Raw genomic sequence first — 451 nt, 5'->3', positions numbered from 1 at the left:
CAGGGTCAAATCCGCAATTTATTTGTAAGACTCAAGAATCAATTATTAAATTAAAAAAAAAGGAAAAAAAGATAGTAGAGGAGATTAAATGATTAACATGGTGTTTCCAGTCTTTTTTGTGTTCTGGACTCTCCTGCTCCCCCTGCTGGTTGAAAGTACTCCTAGTTCTCAGGAACTGTTCCCGACAGATTGCTCTGATGTCTACGCTAACGGACAAACACTCAGTGGAGTGTACACGATCTACCCTACAGCAGACACACCGGTCCAGGTCTACTGTGACATGGGATGTCGGGGAAGTCCAACAGAAGATGGGAACTGGATGGTGTTCCAGAGGAGAATGGACGGCAGTGTGAATTTCTACAGACCGTGGAAGCACTACAAGGAAGGATTTGGGAACAAGGATGGAGAATACTGGCTGGGACTGGAGAATCTCTACCAGCTCACAAACAAG

At 44.8% G+C, this 451-nt stretch carries 1 protein-coding gene; it reads left to right on the top strand.

Annotation, left to right across the window (positions count from 1 at the left end; all coding sequences use genetic code 11):
• Window positions 1–88: 88 nt before the first annotated feature.
• Window positions 89–451, top strand: a 363-nt coding sequence (locus GFJ41_RS21125; RefSeq protein WP_170076022.1) for a fibrinogen-related protein, incomplete at its 3' end; no start/stop codon positions are given.

This window comes from Paraclostridium dentum (genome assembly GCF_012922555.1).
Lineage (GTDB): Bacteria > Bacillota > Clostridia > Peptostreptococcales > Peptostreptococcaceae > Paraclostridium > Paraclostridium dentum.
The sequence above is the reverse complement of the archived record's forward strand: the minus strand, read 5'-3'. Positions and strand labels throughout refer to the sequence as shown.